Consider the following 21,790-nt stretch of genomic DNA (forward strand, 5'->3'; position numbering starts at 1 on the left):
TAACCTATGTGACACACCGCGTCGCATGATTTCACCCGCACTTGCTCCCAGTACAACCGTACGGGAGGACGAAGCGATCGACGGCGAGCTGGGGATGACCAGATCCAAAACGCTTCCAGCGTTATTTGTCGTCTCCGCCGTCGGCTGTGACCGGCTGCGAAGCGGCTGCCGCCGAGGACGCCTGCGTTCGCCGAGCGAGCCGGTGGCGAACCCGCACGCTGAGTTTGCTTACCGTATAGAGCGCGATCGCCACGAGCACGATCGTCCCGCCGGCGGCGATGTCGTACTGATAGGAGAGTGTCACACCGGCTGTCGTGGCAATGAGACCGACTCCGACGGCAACCCCGATAGCTCGCTTGAAGCCTCGAACCGGCGTTGCCGCCGCAACCGGGATCACGAGCATCCCGGCGACGAGAATGACGCCCATGATCTGCATCGCGCCGACAACGACGACCGCCGTCAGCACAGCAAGCAGCTGGTTGTATCGGGTCACGTGTATCCCGGCGGCACGGGCCCCGATCTCGTCGAAGGTGACGAAGACGAGCGGCCGGTAGGCGACGGCGACGGCGGCGGTTACGACGACGCTCAACCCCAGCAGGATCGCCGCGTTCAATCGGGAGACAGTGGCAAGCGAGCCGAAAAGGTAGGCGTTGATGCCGACAGCGATTCCCCCATCGGTCGCGGTCACGAGGATGCTCCCAACCGCAAACGATCCCGTCAGGACGATCGCGAGTGAGGTATCACGGTAGGCCCCAGCGTAATCGACCAACGACTGCACGAGCAGCGCGGCGACAGCGGCGACCAGCAGTGCGGTCACGAACGGTGCGACGACGACCGAAAACGTCGCGTTGACGAACAGCCCGACGGCGACGCCGGCGAACGCCGAGTGGGCGAGCGTGTCGCCGATCATCGCCATCTCTCGGTGGACGAGGAAGCTGCCGACGAGCGCGCCGATAATCGCGATACAGATCGCAGCCAGATACGCCCGCTGCATGAACGGCGAGGCAAGCATGTCGATCCCGGTGAGCCCAGCGATCCCATCAAGGGCGGTTCCCCACACGCTATCGAGGACGAACTGCACGGCAGCGTCGACACTCAGTTGGGCGAGCACTGCAGGCGGTGTCGACGCGGAAAGTGAGAGTGGTGTCATCAGTGCTGGTGGTGAATGAGTGATTGGCCACCGCCGTAGGCGTCGGCCAGTGCGTCGGTTTCAACAAACGACTCGGGGTCGCCGTGGAAGTATAGCTCCCGGTTGAGGCAGGCGATCTCCGAAGCGTGTGTGGTGACGATGCCGATATCGTGTTCGATGAGGATGATCGTGATCCCCTCCTCGTTCAGCGCATGGAGGAGATCGTAGAACGCCTCCCTGGATTCGGCATCGACACCGACAGTCGGCTCATCCAACGCGAGGAGATCGGCCTCGGAGGCGAGGGCGCGAGCGATAAACGCCCGCTGGCGTTGCCCACCGGAGAGCCGGCCGATCCGGCGATCAGCGATGTCGGTGATCCCGACGCGTTGTAAGGCTGCATCGATCGCGGCGCGGTCATCGTCGGTGAATCGACCCAGCAGCGTGTGTGCGTACCGCCCCATCCGGACAGCCTCTCTGACGGTGATCGGCATCGCGCCGTTTGTGTCGCTCACCGTCTGTGGGACAAAGCCGATCCGCTCGCCGTGATTTGATTCGTGGGTAGGATCGCCGAACAGCCGGACCGTGCCGGAGTCTGGACGGCGCAGCCCAATGATGAGTTCAAGCAGCGTTGTCTTCCCCGAGCCGTTCGGCCCAACGAGTCCGAGGAACGCCCCCGATTCAACCGCAAGTGAAACACCATCGATGACCGGCTGGTCGCCGTAGGCAAACGTGACGTCATCGACATCGAGGAGCACCATTATGCGTCAAAAACTCGTTCGAGCGTCGGGAGGTTGACCGTTTCCATGATCTCGATGTAGCCGAGACCATCCTGTTCCCACTCGTCGGTAAGTCCCGGAATCGCCGTCAGCGGTAGCACCGCCTCGGCGTCGGTGTCGGCAACAAGCTGGGTGGCAGCCCGCTGTGATTCGAGTGGATCCGCACAGATGTACTGCAGGTCGTGGGTCTCAATGAGTTCCTGTGCGCGCTGAATATCGCGGCTCGTCGGCCGGTCGTCCGGCGAGACATTCGTGAGGGAGGCAACGGTCACGTCGTAGCGGTCGCTGAGGTACTGGAAGGCGTTGTGTCCCGCCACGAGAAGCATGCCACTCGATGCGTCGGCGACTGTCGACTCAATCTGTTCGTGGAGGCCGTCAAGGTCGTCTTGGAACGCCGCGGCGTTGTCGGCGTAGGCCTCGGCGTTGTCGGGGTCAACAGCCGCGAGGGCCTGCTGGACGGTATCGGTCGCCGTCTTCACGCGAAGCGGATCCATCCAGAAGTGTGGATCCATCCCGGAGCCGTGATCGTGTTCCTCGTCGCTGTGGTGGTCGGTTTCCTCGGTGTGCGCTGTCTCGTTGTGGCCGTCGTGAGTTGTCTCATTGTGCGCTGTTTCGGTGTGGTCGCCATCGGCTTCTGTCTCATTGTGGTCGCCGTCATGTGTCGTGTCGTGTTCGCCGGCAGGCTCATCGTGACCACCACTGATCGCCAGCAGATCAACATCCGCACTCGCATCAACGGTTGCCACATCGGCACCGTCGGCGTCGAGATCGGCGGTGATGTCGTCAACCCACGGCTGGAAGCCGGTCATGCCGTGGACGAACAGGTCAGCATCGCGGATGGCCTCCCGAACACGCGGGCCGGGCTCCCACCCATGACCGTGTTGCCCGACAGGAACAAGCAGCTCAGCGGTCGCCGCATCACCGGCAACATGCTCGGCGATATCCCCGAAGACGAAAAACGAGGCTTGGGTGGTCGTTGCTGTCGTGGCTGATTCGGCGGCTGATCCATCGTCAGTACACCCTGCAAGCGCGCCGCTGCCGGCCGCTGTCGCGGCGGCAGCCAACACCTGGCGTCTATTGAGGTTCATCTGTAGTTATTAAAATAAAGCTTTGATATAATAATATTTGGTATTTAGTTTTAGTCAGTAATAACTCGGTGCGGAAGCACGTACTGAGAGCCTGAGCTGACGCGCATGAATCCGAACAAGTGGTACCACCCAGAAGTGGTACCAACCAGGTGAGACTCACGAGCGGTGGCCGCGGCTCTACGACGCTGGCGATCACACAGCAGTAAGCGGGTTACTCTGCGGAGTTCGGTGGCTCCGCCGGCGACACCGGCCGGTCGATCCGATCGGTCACATCCTCCTGAAAGCCGACCATGCGCTCGTCGTCGCCGCTGGCGACCGGGACGATGGTGATGTGATTCCAAAATGGGGTGCCGTCAGCGCGGTAGTTTCGCAGCGTCACCGATGTTGACTCGCGGTTTTCGATCCCGGCGCTGAGCTCGGCGACCCGTTGGTCGTCGGTGGCTGGCCCTTGCAGAAACCGGCAGTTCTGCCCGAGCATCTCCTCGGCCGTGTAGCCGGTCAGTTCACAGAAAGCGTCGTTGACGTAGATGATGGGGTTGTCCGGGGCAGTTGGGTCGGTGAGGACGATCCCGATCGGGGCCTCGTCCATCGCCTGTGTTTTGCGGGCCAACTCCGCCTCGCGGGCGACCTGTTCGGTCACGTCACGGCCAACAAAGAGGTGATGGCCGGTGACGATCTCCGGGGTAGCGGTGTATTCGATAATACGCCTCCAGCCGGCGTCGTCGACGGCGGTGACCGTGGCCCGCTCGCTGAGATCGGGGTCGGCCCAGATCGTCTCGACGGTGACCCCCTCGGCGAAAAAGTCCGTGAGAACACGGCCGAGCAGCGCGGTCCGATCGGCGCCAAAGAGCTCGCCGGCAGCGGGATTGGCCTCAACGATTCGGCCGTCGTCGGTGACGACGACGATCGCATCGCAAGCCCCCTCGACGGCCGCCCGATAGGTGTCTCGGGCCCGGGTCAGCTCCGGAAGGTCGTGGCTGATCTTCATCGCGGGTTTTTGCGGCACCGAGACGGTCATAACCGTTCCCGCGTCGGTGGCCATCGCGTCGATCGTGCCGTCGTGGCTGCTGACGATCCAGTGGGCCAGCCAGAGGCCGAGGCCGCTGCCGTGGGTAAACGGCGTTTCGGTGCCGGTATCCAACACGTCGATCTCCTGCTCGCTGAGGCCAGGGCCGTCGTCGACAATCTCGATCTCGACGGCATCCGGTACCGTCTCAACGGTCACGGTGATCGTCGGCGCGTCACCGCCGTGTTTGGCGGCGTTGTCGAGCAACTCCATGAGCGCGCGTTCGAAGCTTGGTAACACGGCTGTCGTGATCGAGCCGTCAGCGATAACCGAGATCGACGCCGCCGGGTAGTCGTCGTCGACAGCGTCAACGAGACTGTCGACGAGGGCGACGATATCAACGGTCGTGCGGTCGGCGTCGCTGGTGACGATCCGTTCAAGCTCGCGGGCTTTCTCCGAGAGTTGGAGGAGGTCGTCGATATGTTCAAAGACGGTATCGTCGTGCCCGGTGTCGGTGTCGGCGGCCATGAGCTGTGTGAACCCCCGAATGACCGACATCTCGTTGCGGAGATTGTGCCGCAGCACGCGGTTGAGCACCGTCGCCAGCGTCGTCTGGTTGGTGAGCGCGGTGGCGACAGTCTCACGTTCAAGTTCGCGTTCCAGTAGACAGGCCAGCAATTCGGCGAACTGACGGTCGGCGTCGGTAAAGGGCTCGCGGCCCTCGGCAGCGACAAAGCAGACGGTGCCGCGTGGCTCCCCGTCGAGGACGATCGGCGTCCCGAGATAACAGCCGAGTTCACGGGTGTCTCGGGCCGGATCGTCGGCCCACTCGCTGGCCGACACGTCGGGAACGGACTGCTGGTCGCCCAACTCGATCGCGTGCCGACAGTAGGTTTCTCGGAGATCAAGTTCGAGTTCCGGCGGGGTGTGACCGTCGGCGGCGTCGGTGCTGACCATCGCCTGCCAGTCGTCGGTCGCGGTGTCGATCCGCGTAAGATGACCGTTGTCGACGCCAAGATACGAGACGCCGAGTTGGAGGGCGTCGCGGGCCTTCTGGTCGAACGGACAGTCCCGGCGAATGATCTCGAACAGTTGCTGTTGAGCGGCCGCCACATCGTCCGGGTCAGTCATGGCTGTCCCCCGAACCATGGGACGTCGTCGGTGCCAACGCCGCCAGCGGTCAGCCGCGATCTGGGGTGTTGGGGACTGGCTGTCATACTACGACACAACAATTACTAGTCAGAGAACAAAACCATGTGCCCTCACCAACACGATCTCAGTCACTCTAAGCGAGCGGTCAACCGACCTGAATCGGCACGAGCATGAAACACAGCGAGCCGAGAGCAAAGGTCAGCAGGCCGACCACCAGACGTGGCAGCCCGATGGCCGTCTCGTCACCTGGGTCTGCCGGCCCCTTGTAGGCGATAACCAGCGAGAACAGCCCCCAAAACGCCCAGAGCCCGACCGAGTCGTTGAGCCCGAGATCACGGACGTAGTACAGATAGCCGGCGATCGTCACGAGGACAGCCGGCACCAACGCGGCGATCGTCTCCTGTCGCTGTCCAACCATCGCGCGCACCATGTGGCCGCCGTCAAGTTGGCCGACCGGGAGCAGATTCAGGAAGGTGAAAAACATCCCAACCCAGCCACCGATGATGACCGGATGGGGATTGAGCCCCGGATCGCTGTAGACTACCGGCTCACCGATCGCCCACGCGATGAGATCCATCAGCGGCGGATTGTTGAACACGATCGACTCGGCGGATTGGGACTGTTCGACGACGCGGGCTGGTAGTTCAACCGGGCCCAACGAGAGCCCGATGGCGGTGACAACGATGGTGGCGACGAGACCGGCGATCGGGCCGGCAACGCCGATATCGAAGAGCGCTTTGCGATCCGGCATCCGGCTTTTCATCTTGATGATCGCCCCCAGCGTGCCGAAAGGAAACACGAAGGGAATGACATACGGCAGCGAGACGGTCACGTCGTGGTACCGGCCCATCGCGTAGTGACCCAACTCGTGGGTCATGAGCACGCCGAGGACAGCGGCGGTAAAGGGCCAGGCCTGTAGCACCGCCAGCGGATTGGCAACGAGCTCCGAAAACGGGACGAAATACCAGCCGACAGCCCCGACAAACAGCGTGGAGATGATCGTCGCAGCGAACAGCGCGATGTTTGTCCACGGCACGCCGTCGTTGCCGACGCTGCCGGACTCGATGGCGACGAGGGCGGTACCATCGGCTCCACGGGGGGTCGCAAGCTTGAGTTCGTAGCCGGCTTCCTGAAACGCCGGCCACAGCTCCTTGTGGAGTCGTTGTTCGGGAATCAACGGCTCACCGTAGTAGATAATCCGATCGCCGTCGATCCGCACGTCACTGAGCTGGTACCACGTCTCAAGCCCCTCCGGGCGGGGAATCGACTCCGGCTCAGCCATCGTCACCCATTACCCATGAGTACGTGACTGAGAGGCATAAACGCTTGTCGTCGTCGCCATGCCTGCCGGCAGCAACGCCGCCTACCCCCCTCGCTCGTGGAGCCAAAACTCGTCGGCCTCGGTTGTTTCCTTCTTGAAGATCGGCACCTCGTCTTTCAGGCGGTTGATGCCATCTTCGACGGTCTGAAACGCCTCCTCGCGGTGGCCCGCCAACACAACGACAAAGACGATGTCCTCGCCCGGGCCCATGACGCCAACGCGGTGGTGCATCAACACCTCGAAGACGCCCTCACGGTCGGTGAGGTCGTCGCTGATGGCGGCCATCCGTTCGTCGGCGACACCCTCGTATTTCTCGAACGCGAGGTGTTCGGTGCGGTCGTCCTCGGGGCTGTCTTTGATGCGAACGCGACCGGTAAACGTCGCAATCGCGCCGGATCGCTCGGCCAGCGGCGAGGCCTCTGCCCGGTCGATGAGCGTCTCTAAGGTCACGTGTGGCTCGAAATCATCAACCCGGGTGGCGAGCGCGGCGATATCGACGGCGTCGGCGGTCGGTGCCTCGGCGACAACGTTCGCTGGCTCAGGGTCGCTGTCGCCAACAACGACAGTCGGCAGCCGATGATGGCTTGTGCCGGCGACGACGGCGTACTCGTAGTCGGGCGCAAGCGAATCCAGGAGGTCGACAAGCGAGCGGTCATCGCCGCGACCAACCCACTGACCCTTGCTTGTGAGGCTGAATCGGCCGTCGGCGTCGGTGGGATCGCCTTCGTCGACAGCGACGTTGTCAACAGCATCGCCGTAGTCGACGGTGGCGACCCGACCCTCGTACGTCTCGGCGATCCGGGTAGCAAGCGCGTCGGCGACCGCTGAGGCGTCATCGCCGACCACACAGAGCGTCTGCATGGGTCATCTGCCGCCGCCGATGTCCTTGAGTGTTAGCGTCTCGGTGGATCCGCTCACGCAACGACCACTGTTTCACACCGAGAAACACCCCGCCCCGGTTTTTGAGTCGAGGGAGTCTACAAGACACCAATGGATTCGAACCGATCGCCGCGCAGTGACAGCCCACCCACCGACCAAGCGACCGAAAGCCCCACAACAACTCACACAACCCGACGCCGGCTGCTAGCCGCCGGCGGGGCGACGGCCCTCGCAGGGCTGGCCGGCTGTACTGATATCATGAACAGCATCGCCGGGGCGATCCTCAAGGACGTCAACGTGCTCAACGGTACCAATCAGGAACAGAGCGGCAGCGTCACCGTCGTCGATCCGAACGGCGAGACGCAGCTCTCGGAGTCGTTCACGGTCGCGCCAAGCGACAGCGACGACGAGGAAAACACAGATGAGCCGAGTTCGACACCGGCCTACGGCGACGTGTTTACCGACGCCGGAGAGTACACCGTCACGGTCGACCTCGACAGCGCGATCAACGAGACGAGCAGCCGGCAGGCGAGTGTCACCGTCGACAACACCGACGACCAACACATCATCGTCGGCCTTGGGGCCGACGGCGCGCCGAGCCCGATCGAGATCCTTGTCATCGACGAGTTCAGCGACCTCGCCGATCGGTTCGGCGACGACGCATAGCGGCTGACAATCGCGGTGAACCGGTCGCGGCTCCCCGTGTGAGAACGCTTAAGGCCGACTCGGGGATACCGGATGGCAATGAAGGTCATCCTTTCACTTGGCGGGAGCGTCCTCGCACCGGATCTCGACGCCGAGCAGGTGGCAGCCCACGCCGCGGCGATCGAATCGCTTGTCGACGCCGGTTTTGAGGTCGGCATCGTCGTCGGCGGTGGGGAAGTCGCCCGCGACTACATCGCCGCTGGCCGCGAGCTCGGCGGCAACGAGGTCGAACTCGACGAACTCGGGATCGCCGCCACCCGGCTCAACGCTCGACTGTTGATCGCCGCCCTCGATACCTGCACAAACCCGACGCCCGCGGAAGATTACGCCGATGCCGGCGAGGCGCTCAACCGCGGCGATGTGGCGATCATGGGTGGGGTGATGGCCGGCCAGACCACCGACGCCGTCGCCGCCGCCCTCGCCGAGTACGTCGATGCCGACCTGCTGGCCTACGCGACCAGCACTGACGGTGTCTACGACGCCGACCCCAACGAGGATCCCGAGGCGATCCGCTATACGACGATGTCGCCGGCGGAACTCGTCGAGTTGGTCGTCCCGATGAGCCGGGATGCAGGCTCCTCGGCACCGGTCGATCTGCTGGCCGCAAAGCTCATCGAGCGGGCAGGGATGCGGGCGATCGTTTTCGATGGCACCGATCCCAGCAACATCACCGATGCGGTGCTCAACGGGAGCCACACCGGCACCGATGTCATCCCTGAAGGCGGCGAGGAACCAGCGGAGTGGATCACGACAGAATGAGCACGGACGACACTGACGCCGACAGCAACGACGAGACAGCCACCCCAGTCGACGAACCAGACGACGAGCACCACGACTTCTGGGCCGAGGGTGTCGCCGACGAGATTGAGCAGCGAGACCCCAACGACCCGATCGTCATCAAGGGTGGCGTCTCGCCGTCGGGCGTCGCCCACCTCGGCAACGTCAACGAGATCATGCGCGGCTATTTCGTCGCCGAAGCCCTCCGCGATCGCGACCACGAGGTGCGGCAGGTCTTCACCAGCGACGACCGCGATCCGCTCCGCAAACTGCCCCGCAAATTAGCCGATCCCGACGGACAGATCGTTGGTCTCGGCGAGGTTGATGCCGGCGCGCTCGGCCGCAACCTCGGCAAGCCCTACACCGACATCCCCGATCCCTTCGGCGAACGCGACTCCTACGCCGCCCACTTCGCCGCATTGCTCGAAGCCGACGCCGATCGACTTGGGGTCGATATCGAGATGTACTCCAACACCGAGCTCTACGGCGAGGGAGCCTTCGATCCGGTTGTCGAGCGCGTCCTTGACCGCGTTGACACCGCCCGCGAGGTGCTCAGTGAGTATCAGGCCAAGGCCGACGACGACTACGTCCCGTTTAATCCGATCTGTGAGGAGTGCGGCAAACTGACCGAGACGGTCACCGACATCGACCTCGACGCCGAAACCGTCGACTACGTCTGTACCGACATGGAAGTCGGCGACGAGACCATCGAGGGCTGCGGCCACGAGGGGACTGCGACGTTCCGCGAGGGCAAACTCCCGTGGCGGTTCGAGTGGCCCGGCCAGTGGCAGGTGCTCGATGTCGACTTCGAACCGTTCGGCAAGGATCACGCCGAGGGCTCGTGGCCCTCCGGCGTCGACATCGCCGAGAATGTCCTCGGAATTGAGCCGCCGGTGCCGATGGTCTACGAGTGGTTCACGCTCAACGGCGAGGCGCTGTCCTCCTCAGCGGGCAACATCGTCACCGTCCCCGAACTGCTTGAGCTACTGGAACCCGAAATCATCCGCTACTTCTTCGCGCTGCACCCGAAGAAGGCCCGCGACCTCGACCTCTCGCGGCTCGACCAACTCGTCGACGACTTCGACCGCTTCGAGGAAGCCTACTACGAGGGCGTCGACGACGAGTCGGTGACCGCCTTCGCCGAGGCAGCCTACCCCTACGTCGTCGGCAACGTTACCGACGAGCGACCGATCCGACTGCCCTACACCTTTGCGGCGGTGCTCGGCATGGTCGACGACCGCGACCTCCGCGAGAAGTTGGCCCGCGACGAGGGCCATATCCCCGATGACGCCGACGAGGCGACCGTCGAAGCCGCCCTTGCTCGCGTCGAGCAGGCCCGCACCTGGGCCGAGCGGATGGACAACGCCTACAACTACCGCCTGCAGGCCGAGTTACCCGATGTGGCATTCGACGACGCGACGAGCGACGCTCTCGACTCGCTGGCCGATGTCGTCGCCGCGGGCCACGACGGCGAGACGATCCAATCCGAAATCTACGACACCGCCCGCGACCACGGGATCGAACCGGGCGACCTCTTCGAGGCCGGCTACCGGCTGTTTTTCGATGAGACCCAGGGCCCACGGCTCGGCGAGTTCCTCGGCGATCTCGAACAGGAGTTCGTCGTCGGCCGGCTCCGCCGCGAACGCTGACCGTAACCGCTGGCGACAACGACTGATCGCCCGGTTTTACTATGCCGTCGCGCCACTAGCGACCGATGAGTGAGGACCGGCCACTGACTGAGTTTACTGACGACAGTTCGGAATCCGAAGCCAACGACGATCCTGACAGCGACGACGAGGTGACTGCGGCGGCTGATCCAACAGCTGATCCGGTAACCGCCACCTATCGCTGGGAGCCCGACGGCACGGCGTGTGCCCGCTGTGGCGCGACGACCGAACGGCAGTGGCTCGATGACGGCGAGTTCGTTTGTCCCGACTGTAAGGCATGGTAACGTCGCCAGTGTGATTACTCGAAGCGCGTCGCTCCACGGTCGAAGCCAGCCGCAAGCGTTGTCTCGTCGATCGAGCAGATCGTCGGCCGCCCATGTGGACACGCGAATGGTTGCTCACACTCACCGAGCCGCGCCAATAGCGACTCTGCGTCCTCCAGTGACAGTTCCGCGCCGGCTTTCAGCGACGGCTGACAGGCCAGCGTCGCCAGCAACGTCTCGCGTGGATCGGCCGGCGACTCACCGGCAGCCAACTCGTCGAGCGTCGCTCGCAACGTGTCGGCGTCGGCGACGCGACCGAACGGGGCCGGCACCGCCGACACCCGTAGCGTCCCGCCGCCGAACGGTTCGACATCGAACCCGAGGGCCGCAAGCAGGTCGGCGTACTCCTCAGCGAGCGATGCAGCTGCCGGCGACACCGACACCGATTCCGCCGGCTCAAGTGTCGCCGTCGGAATCGCGTCGTCGCCGACGGCGGCCTGCAGTCGCTCATAGTTGACCCGCTCGTGGGCGGCGTGTTGATCGATCACCAGTAGCTCGTCGTCATCCTCACAGAGTAGATAGAGCTCTCGAAAACTGCCGATGACACGGAGGTCGGCGAAGGGATCGCTGCGGTCGACACCATCGAGTTCGGTTGTGAGATCGGTCGCGGCCGCCTCGGCGCGGCGCGCGTCGGCCGTTGACAACGCCTCCGAGACGGCGTCTTCGACTGCGGCTTCGAGGGCGTCTCGATATCGGAGTCCGACCCGTTGTTTCGCCGGGTGGACGTTCGGGTCGACGGCTCCGGTCGGCGGCTCGATATCGACCGCGGCGATCGGGAACTGGTCGCCGGGCAACAGCGATCCGTAGCCGTCGATAACTGCTTGCCGGAGTCCGGAATCCGAGACGGGCCGGCCGGCGACGCTGATCCGGACGTGCTCGCGGGTCGAGCGCGTGACCGAGGGATAGGTGAGAATCCCGCGGAGATCGAACGATCCGGTTCCGTCCTCGATATCGATATCTGTCGCGCGTTCGACGACGGTCGCGTTGCGAGCGATATCCGCGTCGTAGACGCCGAGGAGTGCGTCGCGCAGGCCGCCGCCGGGGGTCGAGAACGTCTTTGTGCCATCGTGGCGCAGCGAGAACCCGACATCGGGGTGGGCCAGCGCGTAGTCGGCGACGAGATCGCTGATCCGGCTGAACTCGGCGGCTGCAGAGGCAAGTGACTCTCGGCGGGCCGGGCGGTCGGCGAAGAGATCGGTGACCGTGACCGTCGTCCCCTGTCCGCGGGCGGTGTCGGTAACAGTCACCTCGCCGTCCGCAGCGCGGAGTTCCGTGCCGACGGCGTCGCCGTCGTTGGTCACGATCTCGACGATGGCGCAATCGCAGATTGCGGCCAACGCCTCGCCGCGAAAGCCGAGCGTCGAGACCGCTGTCAGCGACGCGTCCGCGTCGGCTGGGAGCTTGCTCGTCGTGTGTCGCTGGACGGCGAGTTCGGCGTCCCCCCGCGAGAGGCCGTGACCGTCGTCCTCGACGCGAATCCGCTCGGTGCCGTCGCCGTCGACGGCGATATCGATCCGGCTCGCGCCCGCGTCGAGGGCGTTGTCGATGAGTTCGCTGACGACGCGTGCCGGGCGGCTGATGACCTCACCGGCCGCAATTTTGGCGACCGTCGCGTCGTCGAGCCGGGTGAGTTGGGACGGCATGCTGTTTTAGCGTGGTTGGAGGCGCGACCGGTTTAGCCGCTTCGGGTATTTGATTCCGATCACTCTTCGTCGAGTTGGGATCGAAGCGAATCCAGCGTATTGAGTGCTTCCAGCGGCGTCATCGTCGCAATATCGAGTTCGTGGAGTTCATCGACGACTGCGGCGACGGCCTCCGCGTCGAGTGCCTGCTCTGCCAGCACATCGGCGATGGCGTCGTCAGTGGTTGGCACGCTGGCTGCCGGTTCAGTCGGGGTATCGGCACCTTCGCTGTCAACATCGTCGCCACCAGCGTCACCGTCGCCAGTTGTCGTTTTGACGACATCGCGAGCGCGATCAACGACGGGTGTCGGGACGCCAGCCATCCGAGCGACTTCGATCCCATAGGAGGCTGACGACGCGCCAGGCGCGACGCGGTGGAGGAAGGTCACGTCGTCGCCCTCGCGTGTCGCCGCGAAATGGAGATTGTGGACGCCAGCGCGCTCGTCGGCGAGTTCGGTCAGTCCGTGGTAGTGAGTCGCGAACAGCGTCGTCGCGTCGAGTTCGTCGTGGATGAACTCGGTCGTCGCTTGAGCGATAGCGAGGCCGTCGGCCGTGCTCGTTCCGCGGCCGACCTCGTCGAGAAGAACGAGCGAGTTGTCGGTCGCGTCGTGGAGAATCTCGGTGAGTTCGCTCATCTCCCGCATGAACGTTGACTGGCCGCCGGCGATGTCGTCGCTCGCGCCGACACGGGTGAAGATCCGATCGAGAACCGGGAGGGTGGCGGCCTCAGCAGGGACGAAGCTTCCCGTCTGAGCGAGGAGGCAGATTAGCGCGACTTGGCGCATGTAGGTCGATTTCCCGCTCATGTTCGGGCCGGTGATGATCGCCACGTCGCCGCCAGCGAGGTCGGTATCGTTCGGGACGAACTCCGCTTGCGTGGTCTCGACGACCGGATGGCGGCCGCCGTGGATCGAGATTTGGGCGTCGTCGCTGGCGGCTTGGAACTCGGGGCGGACGTAATCGCCCTCCGTCGCGGCGATAGAGAGGGAACACAGCGCGTCGAGTTCCGCAATCGCGGTCGCTAACGCCTGAATCCGGTCGGTTTCGGCGGCGACCGTCTCCCGAACCTCACAGAACAGGTCGTATTCGAGGCTGTCGGCGCGTTCGGCCGCGCCGAAAATCTCGTCTTCGCGCTCTTTGAGTTCGGGCGTGTAGAACCGCTCGGCGTTTTTCAGGGTTTGGCGGCGCGTGTAGTCGTCGGGCACCGCATCGAGGTTCGGGTTCGTCACCTCGATGTAGTAGCCGTGAACCTGATTGTGGCCGACCGACAGCGAGTCGATACCGGTGCGCTCGCGTTCGGCGGCTTCGAGGTCGGCGACCCACTCGCGGCCCGCCTGTTCGGTCGTTCTGAGGGCATCGAGTTCGTCGTCGAAGGACTGCTTGATGACGCCGCCCTCGGTGAGTTCCATCGGCGGCTCCGGGCTGATCGCCTCGTCGATCAATGTGGCTACGTCGTCCAGTTCGTCGAGGCGGTCATGGTGGTCGCTGAGCGCGGGGATGTCGGCAATGAGTTCCTTCAGGTCGGGGACAATCGACAGCGTCGCGTGCAGCGCGCGGAGGTCGCGGGCGTTGGCGCGCTCCCGCGAGACGCGGCCGGCGAGGCGTTCGAGGTCGTAGGCCTCGGCCAACAAATCGGAAAGATCGCTGCGGACGACGCCGTCGCTGACGAGGGACTCAACCGCGTCGAGACGGGCTTCGATGGCCGCGCGATCAACCAGCGGCCGGCGAAGCCAGCGGTCGAGACACCGCCGGCCGAGCGCGCTCGCGGTTTCGTCGAGCACGTCGAAGACCGTCGCACCCGATCCGGGGCCGCGATTATCGAACAGTTCGAGACTCCGGAGCGCGGCGGCGTCGAGGCGGAGTTGATCGCGTTGGTCGTGCCGACGAATCCGCGAGACGTATTCGAGCGGGCCGTTGTCGCCCTGCGTGTACTCGGCGTAGGCCAACACCGCGCCACAGGCCCGCTGCTCGGCGTGGTTGTCGAGACGGCGGTCGGGGTCGGCGACGTACTCGGTCAGGCGATCGCGGGCAACAGTGGAGTCGAACAACTCGGCATCGACCGCGCTTTCCATCCAGTCGCCGTCGGGGGCGACCGTCGGCGCGTCGTCAGCGACGAGCAGTTCGTTCGGTTGGATGCGGTCGAGTTCTTCGCGTACGTCGCCGCGGGTCGGGACGGTCGTGACCAAACACTCGCCGGTCGAGGCATCGACCGCGGCGATACCGTAGCCGTCTCGATCTCCGTCTGCCGCGTCGCGTTCGACGACGCTTGCGACGTAGGTTGTCGACCCCGCCGCCAACAATTCGTCTTCGACGACCGTGCCGGGGGTGATGACCCGTGTTACTGCGCGGTCGACGAGTCCGCTCGCTTCCTCGGCGTCTTCGACCTGATCAGCCAGCGCGACCCGGTAGTCAGCCTCGACGAGGCGTTCGAGATAGGAGGCCGCGTTGTCGATGGGGATCCCCGCCATCGGGTATTCGCCGGTCGAATCCTCGCGTTGCGTTAGCGTCACCTCACAAACGCGGGCGACTTCCTCGGCGGCCTCACAGAAGGCTTCGTAGAAGTCGCCGACCTGAAATAAAACGAGTGCGTCGGGGTGTTGCTCACAAAGCTCGACGTACTGACCCAACATGGGCGTCACCTCGTCCTTGCGGTCGACCATCATCGGCGGCAGCCCCGTCACCGCAGTCATAGCCGGGAGGCCGTCCGCGAGCGGTATAATCGCTCGGATGTCGGTTCCGAGGCCGCAGAGAAACGCCTGGAAAGCTCAATCTGGCCGGTTTGGACAGCTGTAGCTCCCAACACGTGCCGTGAGACCGGTTGTAAATCCCGACACTGTTTAATATGACCATCCTGTAGTGCCGATTGTAATGTCGGAAGTCTGCTCGACGTGCGGATTGCCTGATGAACTCTGCGTCTGCGAGGACGTTGCCAAAGAGTCTCAACAGATCAACATCCGCATCGACGAGCGCCGCTACGGGAAGGAGGTAACGGTCATCGAAGGATTCGACCCCGGTGACGTGGATATGAGCAGCCTGTCGTCGGATCTCAAATCCAAGTTCGCCTGCGGTGGTACCATCGAGGATGACGCCATCGAACTCCAGGGCAACCACCAGGGTCGCGTGGAGGACTTCCTCCGCGATAAGGGGTTCACGGTTGCGTGAGCTAGTGACCTAGCCGCCTCCCGTCCGACGCCTGCTTTTTATCCAGCACCACTCACCGTCGGGAACCGTTATGCGGCTTCAAGGCGTTGAATCAGCTATGTCGACGTGGCGGGCCTCAGTTGTTGCACTTCTAGTACTTGCGAATCTACTCACAGCACCGGTCGCGGCTGCGGCCGCTCCAGCAAGTCCGACCGCAGCAACAGCAGCAACACCAGCTACGTCAACAACCGCATCAAGCGCGTCGATGTCGCTTGAATCGGCGACAACCGACACGCCGTTACCAACACCGCTGTCGACACACAACGAATTACGGTTGACGACGACGCTGGATCGAACCCCCGATCGGGTCGGGGAAATCACCGCGACCGTCACCGCCGATATCCCCTCGCAGTTCACCGAACTAACACTCGAATTGCCAGCGGACGCACAGGTGGTTGCGACCAGCGGCTTCACCCGCACCGCCGACGGCAACGTTGAATGGGACAGCAACAGCAACCCGGCAACGGTCACCTACCGGATCGACGCAAACGTTCGTAGTGCAGCCGATCAGCCCGGAGCCGAGGGTTCTTACCGGTTTGCCGACACCGCCAACTGGTCGCTCGTTCAGATCCCGTCGGTCGGCGACATCAGCGGCCGGATCGTCGGCGACGACCCCGAGATCATCCGAGAAACCGTCATTGATGGCCCCGGCGTCGCCGGCGATCGGATCGCGTTCCTCGGCTCCTACGAGCAGCGGACACAGACAGCCCACGGCCAGACATTCACGCTCGTCGTTCCCGAAGCTGCCGACCTCGAAGCCGAGCCACGCGAGGTCTTCGAGTCGGTGACGACCGCCTCCGACCGACTTCGGGTCGGAGCCCGCGACGACGAGGTGCTGATGATCGCCGCCCCAACCGGTGACATCGAGTGGGCCGTTCGAGGGATTCAGACCGGCGACAGCGACTTTTGGGTGCGGGCTGACGAACCACTCGACACGCCGGCAAACAACTGGGTTCACGAGTACGTCCACACCCGGCAGGATTACAACGCGGCGACAGACGCCCGGTGGATCACCGAGGCGACAGCAACCTACTACGCCGCGTTGCTGACGCTGGAGGCCGACCGCGTCGACTTCGATCGCTTCCAGCGGTTTCTCGCACAGGGAGAAGAGGAACCCCAAGCATCAGCAGTGATGACCGACCCCGACACCTGGGAGAACTTCGCCAACTATCGCAAGGGCGCGCTCGTCGCTGGCGATCTTGACCGCCGGATCAGGGTAGCGACCGACGGCGAGGCCAGCCTCGATACCGTCATCCGGGCGATCAACAGCCACGACGGCGAGTTGACGGCCCGAGACGTTTCGGGGTATATCGACCGCATCGCCGGCGAGGGGGTCGCCAACGAGGCCGACGCAGCGACGACCGCAGCGACAGTCGACGCCATGTGGGGCAGCGACGCCCATGTCGTCGCCTTCGGGGGCGAGCCCGCCCGCTTTGCCTTCCGGTTTGCTGACGACACGCCGCTCAGCGTTAACGGGACGAGCCGCCCGCTCCCGGCGGCTGGCGAAAATCTCACTGTCGCTGTCAACGAGACGGTTTCGGTGGGAGTCACCGTCGAAAACGTCGGCGGGACGACCGGGGACTACCAACTTCCCTTCGATGTCGGCGACTACGAGACGACGCGGACGGGGCGGCTGGCTCCGGGAGAGACGACAACGCATCGCTTTGACCAGCGGTTCACCGAACCCGGGAGCTACCGGATCGCTGTCGGCGGCGAAGAGATTCGCGTGACAGCAACCGAGAATCCACCGGCGACGCAATCGCCAATTGAGGTGCCCACAGAAATCGAGATCCCCGGCTTCGGGATCGGTGGTGCAGCGGTCGCAGTCGGGCTGTTTGCGCTTCGGTACAGTCGAGAGGTATAGTCGTCGTCAACACCGAATAGGCACCGATCGCTGCCAGAGATTTATCCTTCCCCCAGTTGTCCGATGCGTATGGACGCTGTTCGGGCCACGCTTGTCGTCTGTTTCGTGGCCGGCTGTTGTCTTGGGATCGTTCCGGCAGTTGGAGTTGGTGAAACGCCAGCGGCAACTGCGACAACACCGTCAGCAACGACTGCAGCGACACCGACAACGCCGCCAGCAACAACGCCGACAACGACCCTTCGACAGCAGGCCGATAACGGGGCGACGTTACAAGCGAGTTCGGATGACAGTCTCACGGTGACGACAACACTGGATCGGACACCAGACCGAGTTGGCGAGATCACCGTGCAGGTCGCGGTCTCGATCCCCGACCGTGTCACCCAACTCACTGCGTCGGTGCCGGATCGAGCCCGTGTCACCGACACCGATGGCTTCAGCCACGCCAGCGACGACGACTACAGCTGGGATGGTACGGACGCGAGACCCACGGTCACCTACCGCGTCGATCCCAACCGGCTCTCCGATCGAGAGGGGCCGCTGTCGGTCGATGGCCAGTATCTCTTTGCCGACACCGACTCATGGGCGCTCGTCCGGATCCCTCAAACTGGGATCACCGGCCGCTACACCGGGAGCAGTAGCCTCGAACTCGATCGAGAGACCGCCATCGATGGCCCCGGCGTCGCCGGCGACCGGATGGCATTCTTGGGGCCAGTCGACGTTCGCACCCGGCGGGCCCACGGTCAGACCCTGCGACTCGTGATCCCCACGGCGACCGATCTCGAAGCCGAGCCGGGAGCAATTCTCGATTCGGTCGCCAACGCAGCCGGTCGACTCCAGGTCGGCGACCGAGACAAAGAAGTGCTGATGATCGCGGCCCCGACCGGTGCGGTCAGGTGGACGGTTCGCGGCCTCCAAGTCGGAGATTCGGATTTCTGGGTGCGCGACGCCGAGGATGTGGCGACGCCCTCGAACGTCTGGGTACACGAGTACGTCCACACCCGGCAGGACTACACCGCCGCTCCGAGTGCCGAATGGCTCACCGAGGGAAGTGCAACATACTACGCTGCGTTGTTGCCGCTTGAGACCGGCCGCATCGACTTTGAGGCGTTCCGCCGGCAGTTGGCGACCGGTGCAGCCGCAGATCAGCGGCGAGCAGTACTCACCGATCCGGATCGGTGGGATGACTTTGCCAACTACCGCAAGGGCGGACTCGTCGCCGGCGACCTCGATCGTCGGATTCGGGTAGCGACCAACCGAGAGGCCACCTTCGATACAGTCTTCCGGGAACTCAACAGCGCCACAGCGCCGATTGACGACCGAGCCGTCCGGCAAGCGGTCAGAAACGCAGCCGACCGCGACGTGGCCGCCGTCGCCGACCGCTACACGACAACGACCGCTGGGCCGCAGATGTGGAACCGCACCGCCCACGCCGCTGCCTTCGGTGGATCACCGGCCCAGTTTCGCTACCGGCTGGCCGACGATAACCCGATAACCGTTGCGGGGCCAACGCGGACAACGGCGCTCAGCGGGCAGGAACTGGCCGTTGTTGCCGGCGAAACACTCAGAGTCAGGCTGACAGTCGAAAACATCGGTGGGACGGTCGGCGACTACGCGCTTCCGTTCCGTGTCAATGAGACAGAAACGGTCGCACGCGGGCGATTGCGACCCGGCGAGAGCGCGACCCACACAGTTACACAGATATTCACCGAGCCGGGAACCTACCGGGTCACAGCCGGCGTCGACAGCTTCACCGTTACCGTCAGCGCAGCCGACAGCACGAGCGGTGGAACGATCGACAGCGACCCGCCAGCCCTCGATGAGGATGATATCGAAGGAACCACCGGCAACGAGACAGGCGACGATCAGAACAGTACCACACCACCCACGGCGACCGACGACGACACACCCGGGTTTGGTGTCGGCGTGGCGATGCTCGCTGTGGCGATGGGTGTGCTATCACTCACTGCGAGCCGCCGACAGCAGGATTAAAACGGAGCCTCTGGGCCTTCGTCGGCGGACTGCGTCGTCGACGCCAGCGGCCCATCCCACGCGGTGAGACCGCCTTCCATACTCTCGACTTGGCAGTCGGTGGTGCCTTCATACGAGCCGATCAGCCGGGCAGCCTGCACGCTCGCCTGCCCGTGTGGACAGACGGTGATGATCCGGTCGGCGTCGGTGAGTTCCGCGACCCGATCCGGTAGCTCCTCGAAGGGGATGTTCACGCTCTCCGGGATATGTTCGCGCGCAAACGCAGTTGGGTTGCGGATATCGACGATGCGGGGTGGCGCGTCACTTGCATGGAGGTCAGCCACCGTCGACGGGGAGATCTCGCCATCCATACCGCGTGGGTGCCGAGCCGCGGTGAAAAGTCTCTCGGCGACCGGTGGAACCCGAGACGGACGTGCGAGAAGACTCAGGGCAGTGGCAACTCTCGGGTGTCCTTGTAGTAGAAGATGATCCCAAAGAGGATCGTCATGAGGAAATACACCGCTGCGAAGATCACACCCATCAGCACGCCCATCAGCGGGCCGGTGTTCCACACCAACAGCGCATACAGCGTCAGCGGAAAAATCAGCGTCGTCGAGATGAGCACCAGCGCGATCGACGGCGAGATGGTCGCATCACGGATGGCTATCAGCACGCGTCTGGTGCGACCCGTGGCGAGAAACCGGATGACGCGCTCCTGCACCATACCGATGGCAACGACCTGAGATGCTAAATACTCACTGGCTGAGCGACAGTGTGACACGGAGCGCGGGGGGAGTCTTTTGTCGCCACCAGCCGATCTACCAGCTATGACAGATCCGTTTGTCGTCGTCGGAGCCGACGCCGCCGGCCTAAGCGCCGCCAGCAAGTGTCGCCGCGTCGACCCCGACCAGGAGGTCATCGTCTTCGAGAAAGGTCGGTGGATCTCGTATGCCTACTGCGGGATGCCCTACTTCATCGAGGGCCGCATCGAGCAGTTGAGCGACCTGCTGTCGCTGTCGCCAGCCGAGGCCGACGAGCGCGGGATCGATCTTCGGCGTGGCCACGAGGCGACCGCTGTCGACCCCGACGCCGGCGTCGTCACCGTCGACGCCGACGGCGAAACGATCGAACAACCCTACAGCGACCTCCTTGTCGCCACCGGTGGCCGGGCGACGACCGGCCCCTTCGATCTCCGCGACCTCGATGGCGCGTTCACGTTGCACAACATGGATGCGGCCGCCGCGATCGACGCCTACATCGCTGTCCCCGAGACCTACGACGAGGCACGGATCGCCGACACGCCAGCCGACCGCCAACGGGTCGCCCACAACGCCGAACAGCCAGCCCCCGAAACCGCAGCCATCGTCGGCGGCGGCTACGTTGGCGTCGAGATGGCCGAAGCGCTTCGGGGCCGCGGACTCGATGTCCACCTCTTCCAGCGTTCGGGCCACGTCCTCCAGCCGTTTGGCCAGGCTGTCGCCGACCGGGTCGAAGCCGAACTGGAAGCCGAGGGCGTCCACGTCCACACAGACACCCCCGTTGAGAGTCTCGTTGGCGACGACAAAATCGAGGCGATCAGCTACGAGGGCGGCCAGCAGCCGGTCGATCTCGCCGTCGTTGGCGTCGGCATCACACCAAACACCGAGTTGGTGGCCGAGACCGACATCGAGTTCGGTGTCGGCGGCGCGATCGCGACCGACGAGTACGGCCGGACAAATCTACCGAATGTGTATGCGGCCGGCGACTGTGCGACCGCACGGCACACGGTTACAGGCGAACCCACATGGATGCCGCTTGGGCTGACCGCCAACCGTGGCGGGCGGGCGATCGGTGCGACCGTCGCCGGCGAGTCCGAACCCGTCGGCGATATCGCCGGGACAGCCGTGGTCAAAGCCTTCGATCTCGAATGCGGGCGGGTCGGGCTTGTCGACGCTGACGCCGCCCGTGAGGCTGGCTTCGATCCGGTTCGCAAAACGATCACCGCCGGTTCCCGCTCCGGCTACTACCCTGGCGGGGCCGAAACCGACGTAACACTCGTTGCCGACCGTGAAACCGGGCGGTTGCTAGGTGGCACCATCGTCGGAGCCGACCGGGCAGCCGTCCGGATCAACACGCTGGCGACAGCGTTGGAGTCGGGGCTGACCGTCGCTGAGGTTGAACGGCTGGATCTCGCCTACGCGCCGCCGTTTAGCCCCGTGTGGGATCCGGTGCTTGTTGCCGCGAAGGTACTGCGAGGCGCGCTGTCGTGACCT

General features: G+C 64.3%; 18 protein-coding genes. 8 read left to right on the forward strand and 10 right to left on the reverse strand.

All coding sequences use genetic code 11. The annotated features are described in order from the left end of the window. Positions 1 to 121: 121 nt before the first annotated feature. The 6 genes from DM826_RS10035 to DM826_RS10060 form a co-directional block, all read right to left on the reverse strand. Positions 122 to 1,150 carry a metal ABC transporter permease gene (locus DM826_RS10035; RefSeq protein ID WP_120103260.1) on the reverse strand — a complete coding sequence of 343 codons (1,029 nt, stop codon included), beginning with the start codon at positions 1,148 to 1,150 and terminating at the stop codon, positions 122 to 124. Further along, positions 1,150 to 1,887, reverse strand: coding sequence for a metal ABC transporter ATP-binding protein (locus DM826_RS10040; protein ID WP_120103262.1), 738 nt, complete (start codon positions 1,885 to 1,887; stop codon positions 1,150 to 1,152). The genes DM826_RS10035 and DM826_RS10040 overlap by 1 nt, the downstream gene beginning before the upstream one ends. Next, positions 1,887 to 2,993, reverse strand: a complete 1,107-nt coding sequence (locus DM826_RS10045) for a metal ABC transporter substrate-binding protein (protein ID WP_120103264.1) — start codon at positions 2,991 to 2,993, stop codon at positions 1,887 to 1,889. The genes DM826_RS10040 and DM826_RS10045 overlap by 1 nt, the downstream gene beginning before the upstream one ends. A gap of 211 nt (positions 2,994 to 3,204) precedes the next feature. After that, the gene (locus tag DM826_RS10050; protein WP_165853298.1) at positions 3,205 to 5,130 is read right to left on the reverse strand and encodes a PAS domain-containing protein; all 1,926 of its coding nucleotides are present in this window, start codon (positions 5,128 to 5,130) and stop codon (positions 3,205 to 3,207) included. Positions 5,131 to 5,296: 166 nt separating this feature from the next. Then, a complete protein-coding gene (locus DM826_RS10055; RefSeq protein WP_120103802.1) occupies positions 5,297 to 6,433 on the reverse strand; it encodes a site-2 protease family protein in 1,137 nt (378 codons plus the stop codon). Positions 6,434 to 6,514: 81 nt separating this feature from the next. Next, positions 6,515 to 7,333, reverse strand: coding sequence for a molybdopterin synthase (locus tag DM826_RS10060; protein WP_120103269.1), 819 nt, complete (start codon positions 7,331 to 7,333; stop codon positions 6,515 to 6,517). Positions 7,334 to 7,462: 129 nt separating this feature from the next. Between DM826_RS10060 and DM826_RS10065 the strand changes: the two genes are divergently transcribed. The 4 genes from DM826_RS10065 to DM826_RS10080 all read left to right on the forward strand — a co-directional run bounded on the left by DM826_RS10065 (position 7,463) and on the right by DM826_RS10080 (position 10,784). Then, a complete protein-coding gene (locus DM826_RS10065; RefSeq protein ID WP_120103272.1) occupies positions 7,463 to 8,017 on the forward strand; it encodes a hypothetical protein in 555 nt (184 codons plus the stop codon). A gap of 78 nt (positions 8,018 to 8,095) precedes the next feature. Further along, complete coding sequence (gene pyrH, locus DM826_RS10070) at positions 8,096 to 8,815, forward strand: UMP kinase (protein WP_120103273.1); 720 nt, start codon at positions 8,096 to 8,098, stop codon at positions 8,813 to 8,815. Beyond that, positions 8,812 to 10,482 carry a lysine--tRNA ligase gene (gene lysS, locus DM826_RS10075; protein ID WP_120103275.1) on the forward strand — a complete coding sequence of 557 codons (1,671 nt, stop codon included), beginning with the start codon at positions 8,812 to 8,814 and terminating at the stop codon, positions 10,480 to 10,482. The genes pyrH and lysS overlap by 4 nt, the downstream gene beginning before the upstream one ends. A gap of 65 nt (positions 10,483 to 10,547) precedes the next feature. Beyond that, the gene (locus DM826_RS10080) at positions 10,548 to 10,784 is read left to right on the forward strand and encodes a DUF7573 domain-containing protein (protein WP_120103276.1); all 237 of its coding nucleotides are present in this window, start codon (positions 10,548 to 10,550) and stop codon (positions 10,782 to 10,784) included. Between the two features lie 14 nt (positions 10,785 to 10,798). On the opposite strand, the gene mutL is transcribed toward DM826_RS10080, so the two are convergent. Both mutL and mutS read right to left on the reverse strand, forming a co-directional pair. Continuing rightward, positions 10,799 to 12,466: a DNA mismatch repair endonuclease MutL gene (gene mutL / locus DM826_RS10085; protein WP_120103278.1), complete on the reverse strand. Its 1,668-nt coding sequence runs from the start codon at positions 12,464 to 12,466 to the stop codon at positions 10,799 to 10,801. A gap of 59 nt (positions 12,467 to 12,525) precedes the next feature. After that, on the reverse strand, positions 12,526 to 15,195 hold the full coding sequence (mutS, locus tag DM826_RS10090; protein ID WP_120103280.1) for a DNA mismatch repair protein MutS: 2,670 nt from the start codon (positions 15,193 to 15,195) through the stop codon (positions 12,526 to 12,528). Positions 15,196 to 15,373: 178 nt separating this feature from the next. Here mutS and yciH point away from each other — a divergent pair, with 178 nt between their 5' ends. From yciH to DM826_RS10105, 3 genes are all read left to right on the forward strand, one after another. Next, a complete protein-coding gene (gene yciH, locus DM826_RS10095) occupies positions 15,374 to 15,667 on the forward strand; it encodes a stress response translation initiation inhibitor YciH (RefSeq protein ID WP_120084435.1) in 294 nt (97 codons plus the stop codon). Between the two features lie 97 nt (positions 15,668 to 15,764). After that, positions 15,765 to 17,570: a COG1361 family protein gene (locus DM826_RS10100; protein WP_133304671.1), complete on the forward strand. Its 1,806-nt coding sequence runs from the start codon at positions 15,765 to 15,767 to the stop codon at positions 17,568 to 17,570. Positions 17,571 to 17,639: 69 nt separating this feature from the next. Next, a complete protein-coding gene (locus DM826_RS10105) occupies positions 17,640 to 19,559 on the forward strand; it encodes a hypothetical protein (protein ID WP_120103283.1) in 1,920 nt (639 codons plus the stop codon). Here DM826_RS10105 and DM826_RS10110 read toward each other — a convergent pair. Then, the gene (locus tag DM826_RS10110) at positions 19,556 to 19,909 is read right to left on the reverse strand and encodes a rhodanese-like domain-containing protein (protein WP_120103286.1); all 354 of its coding nucleotides are present in this window, start codon (positions 19,907 to 19,909) and stop codon (positions 19,556 to 19,558) included. The two genes, DM826_RS10105 and DM826_RS10110, sit on opposite strands and share 4 nt — an antisense overlap. A gap of 74 nt (positions 19,910 to 19,983) precedes the next feature. Beyond that, positions 19,984 to 20,262: a hypothetical protein gene (locus DM826_RS10115; RefSeq protein ID WP_120103288.1), complete on the reverse strand. Its 279-nt coding sequence runs from the start codon at positions 20,260 to 20,262 to the stop codon at positions 19,984 to 19,986. Positions 20,263 to 20,365: 103 nt separating this feature from the next. On the opposite strand from DM826_RS10115, the gene DM826_RS10120 reads away from it, so the two are divergent. After that, positions 20,366 to 21,787, forward strand: a complete 1,422-nt coding sequence (locus tag DM826_RS10120; protein WP_120103290.1) for an FAD-dependent oxidoreductase — start codon at positions 20,366 to 20,368, stop codon at positions 21,785 to 21,787. The last annotated feature ends 3 nt before the right edge of the window (positions 21,788 to 21,790 follow it).

Origin of the sequence: Halonotius aquaticus (genome assembly GCF_003605575.1) — an archaeon.
In the GTDB taxonomy this organism is placed as follows: Archaea; Halobacteriota; Halobacteria; order Halobacteriales; family Haloferacaceae; genus Halonotius; species Halonotius aquaticus.

What these genes read in the sequence shown, in the direction of transcription:
- DM826_RS10035 (WP_120103260.1), bottom strand. Translation starts at nt 1,150, where the DNA reads ATGACACCACTCTCACTTTCCGCGTCGACACCGCCTGCAGTGCTCGCC.
- DM826_RS10040 (WP_120103262.1), bottom strand. Translation starts at nt 1,887, where the DNA reads ATGGTGCTCCTCGATGTCGATGACGTCACGTTTGCCTACGGCGACCAG.
- DM826_RS10045 (WP_120103264.1), bottom strand. Translation starts at nt 2,993, where the DNA reads ATGAACCTCAATAGACGCCAGGTGTTGGCTGCCGCCGCGACAGCGGCC.
- DM826_RS10050 (WP_165853298.1), bottom strand. Translation starts at nt 5,130, where the DNA reads ATGACTGACCCGGACGATGTGGCGGCCGCTCAACAGCAACTGTTCGAG.
- DM826_RS10055 (WP_120103802.1), bottom strand. Translation starts at nt 6,433, where the DNA reads ATGGCTGAGCCGGAGTCGATTCCCCGCCCGGAGGGGCTTGAGACGTGG.
- DM826_RS10060 (WP_120103269.1), bottom strand. Translation starts at nt 7,333, where the DNA reads ATGCAGACGCTCTGTGTGGTCGGCGATGACGCCTCAGCGGTCGCCGAC.
- DM826_RS10065 (WP_120103272.1), top strand. Translation starts at nt 7,463, where the DNA reads ATGGATTCGAACCGATCGCCGCGCAGTGACAGCCCACCCACCGACCAA.
- pyrH (WP_120103273.1), top strand. Translation starts at nt 8,096, where the DNA reads ATGAAGGTCATCCTTTCACTTGGCGGGAGCGTCCTCGCACCGGATCTC.
- lysS (WP_120103275.1), top strand. Translation starts at nt 8,812, where the DNA reads ATGAGCACGGACGACACTGACGCCGACAGCAACGACGAGACAGCCACC.
- DM826_RS10080 (WP_120103276.1), top strand. Translation starts at nt 10,548, where the DNA reads ATGAGTGAGGACCGGCCACTGACTGAGTTTACTGACGACAGTTCGGAA.
- mutL (WP_120103278.1), bottom strand. Translation starts at nt 12,466, where the DNA reads ATGCCGTCCCAACTCACCCGGCTCGACGACGCGACGGTCGCCAAAATT.
- mutS (WP_120103280.1), bottom strand. Translation starts at nt 15,195, where the DNA reads ATGACTGCGGTGACGGGGCTGCCGCCGATGATGGTCGACCGCAAGGAC.
- yciH (WP_120084435.1), top strand. Translation starts at nt 15,374, where the DNA reads ATGTCGGAAGTCTGCTCGACGTGCGGATTGCCTGATGAACTCTGCGTC.
- DM826_RS10100 (WP_133304671.1), top strand. Translation starts at nt 15,765, where the DNA reads ATGTCGACGTGGCGGGCCTCAGTTGTTGCACTTCTAGTACTTGCGAAT.
- DM826_RS10105 (WP_120103283.1), top strand. Translation starts at nt 17,640, where the DNA reads ATGGACGCTGTTCGGGCCACGCTTGTCGTCTGTTTCGTGGCCGGCTGT.
- DM826_RS10110 (WP_120103286.1), bottom strand. Translation starts at nt 19,909, where the DNA reads ATGGATGGCGAGATCTCCCCGTCGACGGTGGCTGACCTCCATGCAAGT.
- DM826_RS10115 (WP_120103288.1), bottom strand. Translation starts at nt 20,262, where the DNA reads ATGGTGCAGGAGCGCGTCATCCGGTTTCTCGCCACGGGTCGCACCAGA.
- DM826_RS10120 (WP_120103290.1), top strand. Translation starts at nt 20,366, where the DNA reads ATGACAGATCCGTTTGTCGTCGTCGGAGCCGACGCCGCCGGCCTAAGC.